8 protein-coding genes are annotated in these 15,891 nt (G+C 41.3%); 5 read left to right on the top strand and 3 right to left on the bottom strand.

All coding sequences use genetic code 11. From position 1 onward, the window contains the following. Positions 1-170 precede the first annotated feature (170 nt). Entirely contained in the window at positions 171-3,548 is a 3,378-nt protein-coding gene (locus KHM83_RS15510; RefSeq protein WP_213237955.1) for a P-loop domain-containing protein, read from the top strand. Then, a complete protein-coding gene (locus KHM83_RS15505) occupies positions 3,545-4,975 on the top strand; it encodes a hypothetical protein (protein ID WP_213237954.1) in 1,431 nt (476 codons plus the stop codon). Before KHM83_RS15510 ends, KHM83_RS15505 begins: the two co-directional genes overlap by 4 nt. Before the next feature lie 46 nt (positions 4,976-5,021). Here the strand turns inward: KHM83_RS15505 and KHM83_RS15500 are convergent, their stop codons facing one another. Next, entirely contained in the window at positions 5,022-6,230 is a 1,209-nt protein-coding gene (locus KHM83_RS15500) for an ATP-binding protein (RefSeq protein ID WP_213237953.1), read from the bottom strand. Positions 6,231-6,718: 488 nt separating this feature from the next. Between KHM83_RS15500 and KHM83_RS15495 the strand changes: the two genes are divergently transcribed. Further along, a complete protein-coding gene (locus tag KHM83_RS15495; protein WP_213237952.1) occupies positions 6,719-8,062 on the top strand; it encodes an RNA-binding domain-containing protein in 1,344 nt (447 codons plus the stop codon). Between the two features lie 126 nt (positions 8,063-8,188). Then, the gene (locus KHM83_RS15490) at positions 8,189-9,868 is read left to right on the top strand and encodes an SWIM zinc finger family protein (RefSeq protein ID WP_213237951.1); all 1,680 of its coding nucleotides are present in this window, start codon (positions 8,189-8,191) and stop codon (positions 9,866-9,868) included. A gap of 94 nt (positions 9,869-9,962) precedes the next feature. Here the strand turns inward: KHM83_RS15490 and KHM83_RS15485 are convergent, their stop codons facing one another. Further along, positions 9,963-11,354: an MATE family efflux transporter gene (locus KHM83_RS15485; RefSeq protein ID WP_213237950.1), complete on the bottom strand. Its 1,392-nt coding sequence runs from the start codon at positions 11,352-11,354 to the stop codon at positions 9,963-9,965. Further along, a complete protein-coding gene (locus KHM83_RS15480) occupies positions 11,344-11,970 on the bottom strand; it encodes a TetR/AcrR family transcriptional regulator (protein ID WP_213237949.1) in 627 nt (208 codons plus the stop codon). Before KHM83_RS15480 ends, KHM83_RS15485 begins: the two co-directional genes overlap by 11 nt. A 293-nt stretch (positions 11,971-12,263) precedes the next feature. Here KHM83_RS15480 and KHM83_RS15475 point away from each other — a divergent pair. Continuing rightward, the coding region (locus tag KHM83_RS15475) for an InlB B-repeat-containing protein (RefSeq protein WP_213237948.1) at positions 12,264-15,891 on the top strand (3,628 nt) is incomplete at its 3' end.

Raw genomic sequence — 15,891 nt, 5'->3', positions numbered from 1 at the left:
TAAAGCAACGATTGAAAAAATTCCTTTTTATCAGAAGGTGATGCAATAAAACCCAGCTTTCTTTTTCACATTCCCCCTACAGCCATTACCGTTTATGTTAATGGTTGTGGAATGATGTAAAAGTCGATTAATTATTGTAATAATTGTGACTATAAATCATCGGAGGCCCCATGACCATAGAAGATTTCCTACTCGCAACAGGTAACGAAGAATTCATAGCACTTTTCCAAAGTGAAGAGATCACACTTGAGATCATGGCAGAACTCACAGCGGCAGATCTCAGGGCGATTGGTCTGTCACTGGGAAAAGCTGCAAAGATTATCAGCGCTTTTAAAGAAGATACATGGCGTGCATCAATGCAGTCAAAAGAGGAAGTTCCCTTTAACAAGGATGAATTTCCTTTTGTTTTAGCGCCTGTTTTAGGAGAGTACGAGGAAGAACAAAATTATACCTTAAAGCTGTGGCATATCTGTGATTTTACCGAGCTGACCATTCGGCTCATGGTGATCATCGCTATCGCAGAATTGAGCTGTGATGAAGTATTGGCGCAGAAAGTGCTACCGGAATTAAGGCGACTGGTGGAATACCCAACGCTGGGAAAATGGCGTGAAATGGCGCGCTTTGTCTTTTCTGAAAAGTTAAGTGTGCATTATGTTACGTTAGCGAATACATATTGGGAAATCGTGGAGCCCTTTGTAAGCGGCGCAGAGGATCAGTCGTCGCTTATCGGCATGCGTAATCAGCTGGCTCACGGCTGCGGGCAGTCGATGGGCAAGAGTAAGAAGCTTTGTGAATTCTGGATTCCTCATTTTGAAGCATTTGTCATGTCGCTTGAGACCATTAAAGCACTGAATTTATATACAGAAATTGAAGGGGATACAGCACATTATTGGCGTTTAGTGGGCAATAAGAATGACTTTCCGAAAGTTAAACGACCGTTATCTGCGATAGCAGCACATGCAGATGATCAGAAACATGTCTTTGTTGAAACAGCACACGGGTTTCGTACATTATGGCCATTTTCTTTTATTGAAGCGAATGACCTTTCAGATGAAGATGAACATACGGTTATTCGGCAAAACCTCTATGTCAGACGCGGCGAAATAGCGCTAAATTATACACCGATTGGTTCAAATGTTCTTTTTGCAGTAGAATCAGGAACAGAAGCACTACAGTCCTTTCAAAAACTTTTTTCCACAGATTCATTCGAGAGAAAACAGCAAAAACCTTTTATAATTAGAGGTTTTGAACAGGATTTTCTGAAAGATGCCGCTGAATGCATTGGCAGAACCAATGAGCGCGATAAGATTATTGAGACCACCAAAACCGTTTCAGACCGTATTCTTTGGATACACGGCAATGCCGGTGCGGGAAAATCCTACATTTTGTCGAGTGTTTACGATTGGCTGAAAAATAATAGTGATCCTTCTGTTTGTTTGCTGGGTTATCGCTTTAGATCCGGTGACGACCGTTGCTCAAAAAAGTCATTAATCACTTTTTTAGCGGAAAGACTTATGCAGTGGGATGGTATTTACAGGCAGGCATCTGTTAAAACCAAAGATTTTACACTGGGGACGCTATCTGCATTACTGGAGCAGATTAAAGAAGATCATAAAGTAGTGATTATGCTCGATGGGATGGATGAACTAAGCAGAAATGATTTGTCGGTTATTGATATGATACAAAATGGGCTGATTCTGCCGAACGTCCAATGGATCTGTGCAGGGCGTTCCAATATCACAGAGAAATTTAATGAAGCAACTTGCCTTAGCATTTTTAAAGAAGGCGTGCCGTCGATGTCGAGAGATGATGTGCGGGAATTGCTGATCCAAAAAATGGGACGGCTGCGCAAAAGACTGATTTTAACGGATGTAGACCATGACGATGAAGTCATCAATCCCTTTATCGAACATGCGATTCGCGCTTCAAAAGGACTGCCAATCTATCTTAAATACTTAGTTGGGGACATTCTGTCGGGCAAGATTAAGGCATTTGACGGCAGTTATCCATTGCCGCAGTCCATTGATCAGTATTACCAGCAATTATTGGTACAGTCGGGCACCGATTTTGTCAGTCAGTTAAAAAGCCCTGCCATTGGCTGTATTGCCGTCTCAAAAGAGCCCGTTTCGGAATCGTTTATCAAAGCCTATCTTATTCAGCGGGATCTTCTCATTGACAATATGGATGCAGCGCATATTGTATCCGGTATGATGCGAACACTGATGATGATGCTCAGAGTTGTGAGCCGTTCAGATGGGGATTACGGCTATATTCTTTACCATCATAGTTTATATGAACATTTAAAGGTAAATGCGACCAATCGCTATATCACCGAGAGCAGCGAACGCGCCTTTTACCGCATGATCAAAGATTATCAAATGCTGTCTGATGTGCTGAAGCGGTATATCGAACGCTGGGGCATGCGGCATTTGATTGAAATGAATTATGAAAGTGCACTAACGGATTTAATGGCGTTTTTGCAGGATGATGCATTCATGATGCGGAAACTAGCCGCTCAAATGCCGGAAGCCATTGTCGATGACTTTTATGATACGTATCGGTTGGCGCTGTCAGTCGACAATAACGGTGAAGCAATCGTTCGTGCTTTTTTAAAGCATTTCGAGAAGATGCAGAGAAACGTAAATGGTATCAGTCTAGAGCAGATCAATGCCTTTCTCATGTATCGACAGGATCGCAGCTTCTATCAAAACTTCTTATTAGCGGGTGTTTCAGAAGAAGCCGACGTGCATCTGGATGGCCAAACAGTCAGCGGCATGTGTCAGTATCTGGGCGGGCTGCTACGACGTGAACAAAAGCTTGAGGATGCGATGCAGTGGCTCCAGAAAAGTTTAGCGGCAAATACATCGAATCAATCACTGCTGGCGCAGACGAAATATGAGATTGGCTATATTTACTATTTAAGAGGCGACATGGCAACGGCGTCAGACTTTTTAAGTGAAAGCGGTGAGGCGTCAAAGCGTGTTGATGATCTTGTAGGGTATTATATTTCGTATTGTGTGCTGGATGTTTACCGTTATCATGCAGATTTATTACCGGCTGAAGATTGCTTGAAACGATTAGATGATGCCATGCATTGCTTTGAGAGCCATAAACTGACGGATCAAAGGGCGCGAAGGTGGATTTGCAATTTGTATGTCCATGTCGCGATGATTGCCTTTGCCGAAAAAAATGAACAGCTGTTTTTCGACAACTATCAGGATGCCATGAAAAATGAATGGTTTAAAAAGTATGGTGCAGTGTCAACCAAACAAAAACTGGAGGCAAGAGCCTTTATATTTAAGGGCAATCATGCGAAGACGAAAGAGATGTTTAGTGAGATGCTGAATGGCGCTTCTCTGTTAAGAACCGAATCAATAGCCAGAGAGTTCTTAGTTTACGGTGAGTGGCTGATTACCCATCATGCAAAAGATGAGGGCATTCATTTCTTGGAGAGAAGTTTCGAAACGATGCGCGATAACGGCAATCTTTACTATACGCGCAAGGCGAAGGCTATTTTGAAAGGTTTATTAGAGGGAGGCGGCATATGAAGCAAGCTCAAATTAGCAAAGCGATTACACGCCATATTTTGCCGTTTCGGTTCGAGAATGATTTTGAAACGCTGGACACGGTTTTTTCAAATGATCAGAGATTTGTGCCGGTAGATGATGTGTTGCAGGGGTCGACGAAAATTCACGATTACATCAAGCAAAATCTAAAGCAAGAAAATAATATTTTGAAGAAATTCAAATGTGTCGATAATGGCACACTGCCGCATTTTTTCCCCGTTAACAAGCGCAGAAAGGATTTTTTTGTCATTGAAGGCAATGCCAAGGAAACGGGGCATGAAAAGTATGTATTCAATATTGATCAGGTAGAACTTTATCTGTTTCATTCAGGCATGGGTTTTTTGGTGACAACGTATGATATTCGTCATGATGATCTTGATTTATATATTGGTGCCAGTTACTTTTTGCAGGCACTCAAGACGAATAAGCTCCGAAGCCTAGAATACCACGAAAAGAAAGGCAAGGATGATTTTGAGGTTTCTAACGTCGATCTCTTTGCACTCTTTGATGCGGTTTTGTCCCCTTTGACCATTACGTCTTTTTTAGAAGATGGCGGACAGGAGATGAAGGATCAACCGTCAGTTCATTATCCCGTAGAAGCACTTGTTTTCGCTACTGTCTTGCTGACCAACACTGATGGTCCAATAGCGGAGACAGAGAGAAGGGCATATCTTCTTGGAAAAGGTTATAAGCATTCATATAATTGCAGTGAACAGAGTGTTGAAGCGAGCTTGATCAAGCATTTTGATAACCTGATGTGGAGTGTTTCCCGTGAAGGAATTGCCAATATTAGTGTTTTGGGCGAGGATTCCACGACGAATACATTTTTGGAAAACAGCTTTGCAGCTTCCAATCCACTGGGCATCGCCAATCTCTATTTTTATATTTACCTGATGATTTTAAACCAGCGGTTTACCCTGATTCATATCGGCGCAGAGATTAATAACAAAATGAGGGGACGGGATTTTCAAAAACATAAGCAGGAAATTCGGGCAAACCTCATTAAAATCCGAAGTGATATCGCAGCGTTAATGCTTACAGGCGTTTACATGGATATTTCAAACAATAGTCTGTATCATCGCTTTTACTTAGAAGTGCAAAAGACGCTGGGGATTGATGCACTGCTAAAAGAACTGGAATTTGAGATCACTGGCCTTGATGCCATTACAGATATTCTAAATCAGGAAGAGGACAAGGTAAAAGAGCAGCGAATCAAGCAGATCACAGAACTGGGCCCTTTTTTAGCCGTTTTACTTGGCGGCGGCGATCTGGCAGATCTGATTTGCAAACTATTAGATGAGCTTCATGTACCTTATGGCAATCTCCCCATAACGACGATTGTATTTGGTGCACTGCTTATTGGTGCATTTTTGGTTTATCGTAAGATAAAGGGGATTGAGAAGGATTAAATGCTGCGGATTTGAGAACTTAATAGAAAAAGCCCCAATTAAGGAGCTAAAATGACTCAAGTAAGAAATCGATGATATTGATCACTTTAATGCCTGCGAAATCATTGAATGGTGTTTGGTCCATGGTGAGTATGAATTTTGGATAATTATCAGAGATGGATTCTAGAGGTCTAAGCTCCCTAACTCTCGTTTTCTCATCCATAATTGTAGCTGAAACTTGATAGTAGATTTTTTCGTTAGTCTTTGAGGCGACAAAATCAACTTCCAAGGAAGCAATTTTTCCAATAGTCACCTCATAGCCACGTCTTAATAGTTCCAGATAAACGATATTTTCTAAAACATGGCCATAATCTGTGTTACGTAGGCCTGTCAGCCTATTACGGATACCCATATCCACGATGTAATACTTTTCAAGTGTCTTTAGAAACATCTTCCCCTTTAAGTCGTAGCGATTTGCTTTGTAGATGATAAATGCATTTTCAAGCATCTTCAGATAATTATCAATCGTATCACTCGTTGTTTTTCTACCACTACTGGTTAGATAGTCGCTTATTTTTTTAGTGGAGACGATACTGCCGATATTGGCAGCAATAAATTTCAAAATACTTTCAAGAAGGGCGGCATCCCGGACACCATTTCTTTCAATAACGTCTTTCATAAGCACAGTATTGTAGATGCCTTCTAGGAAAGGACCGATTGTATCTGGACTATCTAGTAGTTGAACGACAGTGGGAAGTCCACCGTACGTCAGGTATTGATTAAATTTTTCTTGGAGACTCATTTCTTTGTCTGATTCCAAGAAATCTAGATACTCTTTAAAGGATAACGGCTGCATTTTAATCTCAACATACCTGCCCGATAGCAATGTGGAAAGTTCTGAAGATAAAAGATATGCATTTGACCCGGTTATATAGATGTCGACATTAGCATCAACGAGGAAAGAATTAATAACCTTTTCCCATGAAGATACCTGTTGGACTTCATCAAGAAGAATATAATGTTTTTTATTTGTGTCATTAATGTGTTTTTTAATGTATGCATGGAGTTCCTTATAACTGGTAATTTCATCGAACTCAAATGACTCAAAGTTCATCCGGATAATATGTTTCCTGTCAACACCGCTAGCGACCAGATAATTTTCGAAAAGTGAAAGTAGGGTTGATTTACCTGAACGTCTTAAACCGGTGATTACCTTAATTAATTCTTTGTCCCTGAACTGAATGAGCTGATTAAGATAAAGATTTCTATTTTTCATAACACCACCTCTTAAATGGAGTATAGACGAAAAAACAAATAATATCAATATTTATTCGACTATACTCGAAAAAGATTTAAAATCATGCTTTTGTTATGTTATAAAATCAAATGTGAGGGCTGCTGAATACACACGCAATCAGCTTGAAGTAAGAAATCTGACGCGGCGAGCGTTTTCTTGGCTTCTAGATGGTCTGGCAGTGAACGAAGGGTTAAAAGTATTGTATCATTCACAGTATTTTCCTAAATAAAGTTTTTATGGTTATAACCATAAAAATAATTAGATTCATAAAATGTTTTCAGGTTATATTATAAAATCGGTTATCCTTATTCGAGGCTATAGGGTTAGCATTTAACATATCTTACGATAATGGTGGAAAGTGGTATAGTAGCTGCGATTTCAAATTGCCACTTATGGCTATTCATGATAAACTATAACCGGAAGAAAAAAAATCTTCCGGTTTCGACCGGAAGAATGGAGGATGACCATTGATAATTTCTGAACTGCTGTTAGGTGAATCTAAATATGTTGAATATAAGAGAGATTATACAAAAACAATGCTGAAGACTGTGAGTGCTTTTGCAAATTATCATGATGGCCATATTGTTGTAGGATTAGATGATAAAGGGATTGTCGTAGGGGTTATTGATGCGGCAGATATCCGTTTAAGTATTGAAAATGCTATAAATGATGCGATTAAACCAAGGCCCTACTATGAAATAAACGAAATGTTAATACAAGATAAAACGGTTGTGGTGCTGAAGGTATACAAAGGTGACCAAACGCCGTATTTACTAGAGAATAGGGCGTATAAGCGAATGGATACCTCAAGTGTTCAAGTAGACCGTCATGCATACCAAGAACTGATTTTGCTTGGAAGAAATTTGAGTTTTGAGACACTGCCGTCGGAAAATCAAAAATTGACATTTAAGAAACTTGAAGAAAAAATGGTCCAAAAGATGGATATTATAAATGTTTCAGATGATTTGCTCGTCACTTTAAGATTGAAATCTAAGGGACATTTTAATAATGCAGCTGCACTTTTGTCAGATGCGAATCCGCTAAAATCTTCTAAAATTCAATTAGTTGCCTATGAAGATGAAAGCGTTACGCGTATAAAGGATAGACAAAATTTAGAAAACGTTTCTGTCTTGGAACAGTACGATGACTGTATCGCTTTTTATAGGAAGCATATAAATATTGCCGAAGTTATCAAAGGACCTTACAGAGAAACAGTAGAGGAAATTCCTTTAGTAGCATATCGTGAGGCCGTTGCCAATGCAATTGTGCATAGAGACTATTCGCGGCAAGTTGATATTCGTATTGAAATATTTGGGAACCGTATTGAGATCGTTTCCCCGGGTGGTCTTCCAGTAGGTATTTCAGAAAGCGAATATTTAGATGGTCGGGTATCCATACCTAGAAATCAAATTATGGCAGATATTTTTTTAAGACTAAAAATCGTTGAGAAATTAGCGACAGGTATTCGAAGGATTAAAGAAAACTATCGCAATTATGATAAAAAGCCGTTGTTTGAAATCAACGAAAATAGCATTGTTGTGATATTGCCAAAAACGAATCAACCGGAAGAAAAGTATTATCGTCCGGTCGACTCAGAAGCATATAATCTAAATGAAAATGAACAGATGATTTATACGTTGCTCAAAACAGGGGATGCGCTGAGTCGATCAGCGATTGAAAACGCCCTAGGGCTTAAGAAGTCTCAAACGATTGACTTGTTGGGTCGTTTAAGAGAACTCAACTTAATAGCTCAGATTGGGAGAGGGAGGGCAACGACATACGTGCTAAAGACCTATGATCGGACGAAATAAAATCTTCCGGTTTCGACCGGTAATCGACGGATGGTTTTAGAAGGCACATTGCGTTACTTTGACAAATGGATGCAGTCGCATTTTACGTTAATATCAAAAAGATTGGTGGGATAGGTGATGACTCAAATGAACTGGCAAAAAATGTTTCAAAAGCACATACTGGACAGAGGCTATGACTACTACTGTGAGGGCGCCGTCGAATCTTTTGAAATACAGGATGGCATTATTTCTGCTGCGGTATATGGCTCAGAAGATTATGAAGTTGAAATCCAGGTGGAAGATGGTATGGTGTTATCAATGGATTGTTCATGTCCATATGCAGGGAGTGGGAATTTTTGCAAGCATATGGCGGCAGTATTGTATGAATGGGATTCTGAGTTCCAAGATGAACATCAGGAGATGCTTGACATACAAAAAGTGGTGAATACCTCAGTCAAAGATGAAGTGATCGTTGCTGTTACAAATGCAGACGTGGGGCGATTAAAGACGTTTCTGGTTGAGATGCTTGCTGCAGATGAAAAAATGTTTTTGCAATTTAAGCAGTACATGAAGATGGCGTTATCACCGAAAGATCTTGACCGATACAAAGAACAAGTGGATACCATCATCGATCAATATACAGATCGCCATGGGTTTATCAATTATAATGAAGCAAATCGTTTGATAGACGAACTATATGAACTGTTAGAGGCTCATGTAGAGATGATGATTACAAACCATGAAAATATTTCGGCATTTGAATTGACATCTTATGTGTTTGTAACGATTTCTCAAGTGGATATGGATGATTCGAGCGGGTGCTTAAGTGTGCTGGCAGCGTATTGCAATGAAATATGGCAGAAACTGATAAACCAATCAGATTTTGAGACGAAAAAAGCATTTTTCAAATGGTTCGTTGAGCATCTGGATGGTTCAATTGTGGACTATATGGAAAGCTATCTGGAAAACATGTTAATGACATTTTTTGAAGAGCCGTTTTTCATTCAAGAAAAGCTAAAGCTAACGGACCAAAAAGTACACGACAATGAAGTATCGAATAGCGATTCCTGGTATCAACAGCATCGCGCGGGTTATTGGGCGCAGCAGCATATGGGGTTAATGGAGAAGACACATTGCAATGCATCAGAAATCAAGGCGTATGCAAAAGCGCACTGGCGATTATCCGATGTTCGAGAAGTTTATATTGAGCATTGCATCAAAAGTGGCAATGATCATGAAGCCATCTGTGTTTTGAAAGAAAGCTACCAGATGGATTCAGCCTATAGAGGCCTACTGCATAGGTACAGTATTAAGCTTAAGAACTTGTATCAAAAAACGAATAATCAAGAGGCATATAAAGCGCAATTGTGGCAGCTTGTTCTAAAGGACAGCCCAGCTGAACTCGATTATTTTAGAGAACTGAAAGGATTATATCGTCATGAGACATGGCTTGAAATGAGAGAACATATTTTTAATGAACTGCCAAAGTATGCGAACATTGAGCCGCTTTTAATTGAAGAGAACCTCTTCGATAGACTGTTGACGCGAGTATTGCAGACAAACGGGCTTTATATGCTGGGCGCATATGAAGCGTCACTGATTGCACTGTACCCTCAAGAGATTCTGGAGAAATACGCTTTAGAAGTCAACAAAATGGCAGTGCACACCGGAGGAAGAAAACATTATCAACAGCTGGTGAGCATTTTACGCCATATGAATACACTTGATGGCGGCAAGGCGATGGTTGATGAAATTGTTAAGCGCTGGCGCTTTGCCTATGCAAATAGACCAGCCATGATGGATGAGCTTAATAAAAGAACGTTATAAAACGTGCCAATTTGGTAGTCTTTTGCTTGTTGCCATAGCAAATACTGTCAAAATGATTCGAGAAAATAAAATAAGAATAAATGTGTAAAAAATTTTACAATGTCCCCACTTCCGATTCCGGCGTTGCCAAATTCCGCAGGTATTTACTAACCAGCACCACAGCTGTAAGACATGAAATGACTTCGGCAATCGGCGTTGCGTAGGCGACGCCGTAGAGTGGGATAAAACCGTTTAAGATAAACATGAGCGGCACATCAAGAATGCCCTTCCGAAGCATGGACATTAACGTGGCTTGCAAACGATTGGATGTTGCTTGAAACAGCATCATGGCAATCATTGAGGTTGAAGCCAGCGGCAGGGCAAAGCAAATAATGCGGATAAATCGAGAACCATAGGCGATCGTATCGGCATCATTAATAAAGAAGCGAACAAGATGTGTTCCAAAAGCGTAAGAAAGACACATATAAATAGAAGAAAAGCCAACGGCGAGCATCGCAGCGCGTACGATGGCTTTTTTCATGCGATCATAATTTTCAGCGGCATGGCTGTAAGCAATCAGCGGCAGTGATCCCTGAGTGATTCCGGTCGACACACGGAAAGAGAGCATATTGATTCGCTTGGCAACTCCCATGCCGGCAATGGCAGCTGAACTTTCGTGGGCAAACAAATTGTTGATGACCGCATTAGAAAAACTGGCGAGGATAGTCATAAAGAAGGAAGGTAAACCAATTGAAATAACGTCATTTGGAATCCTGTCGCCCAAAGAGATGTACTTAGGATTAAAAGACAGTACAGAGCCTTTGCGGTGACGATAGATATAAATGAGAAAATAAGCTGTTGCAACGAAGTTTGAAACCATGGTTGCCATTGCAGCACCTGTGACTTCATGTCCAGGCGGTAATATGACGAACATAAAGAGCGGATCAAGAAAGAGATTAATAATGCCACCCATGGAGACGCCAAAGCTCGCTTCCTTTGAAGCCCCCTCTGAACGGATGAGATGCGCAAGCAACGTATTCATAATGGTTGGAAGCCCACCGATGATGGTAATCCAAAACATATAGTGGTAGCAATAGCCGAAAGTATCTGCATTGGCCCCTAAAAGCATTAAGATTGGACGGTTAAAAAAAAGCAATACAAGAGAATATGTAAGGATAATGCCGGCAGCGCCCCAAATGGCAAATGCAGAAACGCTTCGCGCCCTTTTGAAATTATTGGTGCCCAAACTTTGAGCGATCGTGCTTGACCCCCCGATACCAAATAAGTTTGCCATGCCGGTAATCATTAATAAAAGCGGCATACAAATGGCAACGGCAGCAACCATGGACGGATTATTGGCACGACCGACAAAATACGTATCAGCTAGATTATAGATGACGATGATCACTTGGCTGAGTACGGTGGGAACAACAAGTGTCAATACGGATTGAAGCGGGGGCATTTCGATAAATATTTGCTTTTCTCTAGCGGTGAGTTCATGTTTCATTTGTTGTCATATCCCTTTCTGTGATGTCATTTGATTGCATGTGATGATTCTCTAAATCTTGAATCCAGCGCGTGTAACCGTCTATTAAAAATTTAAAGCTGCTTTCGGGGCTTAAACCGTAACAAGTAAAATATCCCGTCGTTTCAAGCATGACAAACCCATGCAGTGCCCCTCTGAAACATCTCGAAAAGTGAACCGCTTCTTCATGGGAAATACGATAGCGATGAATGAGTGCCCGTATAACTCGAATGCTCTGTTTGCCCACTTTGCCGATGCCATTGTCCTGATCCAGAGCAGGAAGTCCAATGATAAAGTGATAGAGTTGCGGATTTTCCAGTGCATAGTGGTAATAGGCATATGCCATAGCGCGGATGGCATCTTCACGATTTTTGCCTTCTGTCGCTTCGACGAGGAGGTCGTTAATTTTATCTGAGACGCGTTCCGCCACTTTCAAATTGACATCGTCAACGCTAGCAATATGATTATAGAGCGACGCCGCTTTGACATCCAGTTTTAATGCCAATTCTCGGACAGAAAAAATTGCGCTGTCTTTTTCTTTGATCAATGCTACAGCGGCATCGACAATCAGTTCTGAGGACAATCCTTTTTTGCGCATTGGAAAACTCCTTGTATACGAATAAATTAATAATTTCCAAAATTAATAATATGCATTAATCTACTCTATTCTAAACTAACAGTGTTAGTTTGTCAATTTTGTTCTCCTCTGAAAAAACAAGTGCGTTTTTGCATGATTTTAGTTTGATGTGTGTTTATTGGGTAAAAACTAGGTACAATGTCGTTACTCACTAATAAGAGAGAAGTCTTGAAGTGAATACTCTGAATGAACTAATAAACGAACTTTAGCTATATAAATGGATCATGTAGAATAAGCCTTTTGGAGGTGTACTAATGAAAAAATTGGGGAAGGTATTGATCATCTTAGCTTTAATAAGTGTTGGGCTAGTAATACAATTGGCTTTTACGGAAGCGTTGCCGGATGGCGTACAGACGTTTAACGATGCAACGGTTAAAGATGATGGCTCTATTGATAGCGGTGATAGGTATTTTAATTTATCAGCTTCTAGGGCTGGTTTGAATGCAGATCAATATGGTGCTTTTATAAGCAGTAGTGAAAATATCACCGAAACTGTATATTTTGATATGGTTGCACAAAATGGTCTGGATAATTTTCAATTAGCGCATATTTATATGGGTGATTATGATGATTCGAACAATGGATCCTATTATGACGTAACCGTTACAGGCTATTTAGATGGTGTCCAGGTATTTCAAACAACACCGTATACGAAATTGAACGAAGCGAATGAAGTAGATCTCAATATTGATTACTCAGTTGCGGCGAATCAGCCGATTGATAAATTTAGAATTACGTATACAATTCAGGCGGATACGGATACAAATCATAACAATTTTAATATTCTTAATTTTACAATTGGAGAGTCGTCAGCAGTACCGCCAACGCTGTATACGGTTACTTTTAAAGATTATGAAGGTTCGGTATTGAAGACAGAATCTGTTTATGGTGGCAATGATGCCACTGCACCTGCTAATCCAACACGTACAGGCTATGATTTTGCTGGTTGGGATACCGCTTTTACAAATGTCGCTTCAGATTTAACGGTAACAGCAACCTACACCATAAGTACCTATACGGTGACATTTAAAGATCATGATGGCACAACTTTAAAAACAGATACTGTTAATCATGGTACATCGGCGACACCGCCGGATTCAGATCCAACACGTACAGGTTATGCTTTTACAGGCTGGGATGTAGCATATGATAATATCACCTCTGATTTGACGGTAACAGCGCAGTACAGTATTAACAGTTATACCGTCACCTTTAAAGATCATGACGGCACGACACTGAAAACAGAATCCGTTAACTATGGTGCCGCTGCAACGGCACCAACTCCAAGTCCAACGCGAACGGGTTATACATTCACGAGCTGGGATGTGGCATATGATAATATCACAGCAGCATTAACCGTAACGGCGCAGTACAGTATCAACAGCTATACGGTGACTTTTAAAGATCATGACGGCACGACACTGAAAGCAGAAACCGTTAACTATGGTTCGGCAGCAACAGCGCCAACAGATCCAACGCGTGAAAACTATATTTTTTCAGGTTGGGATACGGTTTTTACGAATATTACAGCAAACTTAACAGTTTCAGCGACTTATACCTCCAATACACATACAGTAACATTTAAAGATTACGAAGGCACAACTTTAAAGACAGAAACGGTCAATAATGGCGCTGCCGCAACCGCACCGACAGATCCAACCCGCTTAGGTTATACCTTTACAGGCTGGGATGTGGCGTATAATAATGTCACAACAGATTTAACGGTAACTGCCCAATACACGATCAACACTTACAACGTCGTCTTTAAGGACTACGAAGGAACGGAACTAAAAACAGAAACCGTCAACTATGGCGCCGCCGCAACCGCGCCAGCGGATCCAGGCCGTACAGGTTATACCTTTACAGGCTGGGATGTCGCGTATAACAATATCACATCGGCATTAACTGTAACGGCACAATATAGTATCAACAGTTATAATGTCATCTTTAAAGACTACGAAGGAACGGAATTGAAAACAGAATCCGTCAACTATGGCGCCGCCGCAACCGCACCAGCAGATCCGACACGCACTGGTTACACGTTCACGGGCTGGGATGTGGCGTATAATAACATCACATCGGCGTTGACGGTAACGGCAGAGTATACAATTAATAGCTATACGGTTACTTTTAAAGACCATGATGGTACGATGCTAAAAAATGAATCCGTCAACTATGGATCCGCAGCAACGGCACCAGCAGATCCAAGCCGCACTGGCTACACGTTCACCGGCTGGGATGTGGCATATAATAACATTACGTCGGCGCTAACGGTAACGGCAGAATATACCATCAACAGTTATAACGTCGTCTTCAAAGATCACGATGGCACAGAATTGAAAACTGAGTCTGTCAACTACGGTTCCGCAGCAACAGCGCCATCAGATCCGACACGTACTGGTTACACATTCATAGGTTGGGATGTGGCGTACAATAATATTACATCGGCGCTAACGGTAACGGCACAGTACAGCATCAACAGTTACAATGTCGTCTTTAAAGACTATGAAGGAACGGAACTAAAAACAGAATCCGTCAACTATGGCTCCGCAGCAACGGCACCAGCAGATCCAAGCCGCACTGGCTACACGTTCACAGGCTGGGATGTGGCGTACAATAATATCACATCGGCACTTACCGTAACGGCGCAGTATACGATCAACAGTTATAATGTCGTCTTTAAGGACTACGAAGGAACGGAACTAAAAACAGAATCGGTCAACTATGGCTCCGCCGCAACAGCACCATCAGATCCGACACGCACAGGTTACACCTTCACCGGCTGGGATGTTGCGTACAACAACATCACGTCGGCGCTAACGGTAACGGCACAGTACAGCATCAACAGTTACAATGTCGTCTTTAATGATCACGATGGCACAGCATTAAAAACAGAGTCTGTCAACTACGGTTCCGCGGCAACAGCCCCAGTGGATCCAACACGTACTGGTTACACGTTCACAGGCTGGGATGTGGCGTACAACAACATTACATCGGCACTAACCGTAACGGCGCAGTATACAATCAACAGTTACAATGTGGTCTTTAAAGACTATGAAGGAACGGTACTAAAAACAGAATCCGTCAACTACGGTTCCGCCGCAACCGCGCCATCAGAGCCAACGCGCACCGGTTATACCTTCACAGGCTGGGATGTGGCGTACAACAACATTACATCGGCGCTAACGGTAACAGCACAATATAGCATCAACAGTTATAATGTTGTCTTTAAAGATCACGACGGCACAGAATTAAAAATAGAGTCCGTCAACTATGGCTCCGCCGCAACCGCGCCAACAGATCCAAGCCGCACAGGTTACACGTTCACAGGCTGGGATGTTGCGTATAATAACATTACATCAGCGGTAACGGTAACAGCGCAGTATAACATCAACAGTTACAACGTCGTCTTTAATGATCACGATGGCACAGCATTAAAAACAGAAACCGTCAACTATGGCTCAGCAGCAACTGCTCCAGTGGATCCAAGCCGCACAGGTTATACCTTTACAGGCTGGGATGTCGCATATACTAATATTACATCGGCGCTAACGGTAATAGCACAATACACGATCAACAGTTACAATGTCGTCTTTAAAGACTATGAAGGAACAGAGCTAAAAACAGAATCCGTTAACTACAGTTCCGCCGCCACCGCGCCATCAGATCTGACACGTACGGGTTATACCTTCACAGGCTGGGATGTGGCATATGATAACATTACATCAGCATTAACCGTAACAGCACAGTATAACATCAATAGTTATAACGTCGTCTTCAAAGATCACGATGGCACAGAATTGAAAACAGAATCCGTCAACTACGGCTCCGCCGCAACGGCACCAGCAGATCCAACATGGACGGGTCATACCTTTACCGGTT

The sequence above is a fragment of the Fusibacter paucivorans genome (assembly GCF_018390735.1).
In the GTDB taxonomy this organism is placed as follows: Bacteria; Bacillota; Clostridia; order Peptostreptococcales; family Acidaminobacteraceae; genus Fusibacter; species Fusibacter paucivorans.
The sequence above is the reverse complement of the archived record's forward strand: the minus strand, read 5'-3'. Positions and strand labels throughout refer to the sequence as shown.

Bases quoted from the DNA above. Each gene is read 5' to 3' on its own strand.
- KHM83_RS15485 (WP_213237950.1), bottom strand. From the start codon at position 11,354: ATGAAACATGAACTCACCGCTAGAGAAAAGCAAATATTTATCGAAATG.
- KHM83_RS15510 (WP_213237955.1), top strand. From the start codon at position 171: ATGACCATAGAAGATTTCCTACTCGCAACAGGTAACGAAGAATTCATA.
- KHM83_RS15480 (WP_213237949.1), bottom strand. From the start codon at position 11,970: ATGCGCAAAAAAGGATTGTCCTCAGAACTGATTGTCGATGCCGCTGTA.
- KHM83_RS15505 (WP_213237954.1), top strand. From the start codon at position 3,545: ATGAAGCAAGCTCAAATTAGCAAAGCGATTACACGCCATATTTTGCCG.
- KHM83_RS15500 (WP_213237953.1), bottom strand. From the start codon at position 6,230: ATGAAAAATAGAAATCTTTATCTTAATCAGCTCATTCAGTTCAGGGAC.
- KHM83_RS15490 (WP_213237951.1), top strand. From the start codon at position 8,189: ATGAACTGGCAAAAAATGTTTCAAAAGCACATACTGGACAGAGGCTAT.